The sequence below is a fragment of the Candidatus Protochlamydia sp. R18 genome, assembly GCF_000648255.1.
Taxonomy (GTDB): domain Bacteria; phylum Chlamydiota; class Chlamydiia; order Chlamydiales; family Parachlamydiaceae; genus Protochlamydia; species Protochlamydia amoebophila.
In genome coordinates this window covers 1-235 of sequence record NZ_BASL01000566.1, presented here as the reverse complement: position 1 = coordinate 235, position 235 = coordinate 1, and the positions used below count along the sequence as shown (strand labels likewise).

The following is a 235-nucleotide window of genomic DNA, read 5'->3' as shown; positions in this document are numbered from 1 at the left end:
GCATCACCTTGATCGGCAGCGAGTTTAAAATATTTAAAAGCTTCTGCATCTGATTGTGTAATACCCTGCCCATTGGCATATATGACTCCAAGATTATATTGAACATCTGCATGGCCTTGATCGGCAGCGAGTTTAAAATATTTAATAGCCTCTTGCTCTGATTGTGTAATACCACACCCATTGGCATATATGACTCCAAGCTCGTATTGGGCATCTGCATCACCTTGATCGGCAG

At 42.1% G+C, this 235-nt stretch carries 1 protein-coding gene; it reads right to left on the bottom strand.

Translation table 11 applies throughout. The features are described from left to right. Positions 1 to 235 (bottom strand): tetratricopeptide repeat protein (locus tag TY19_RS00725; protein WP_042279045.1); only part of this gene is annotated, 235 nt, incomplete at both ends.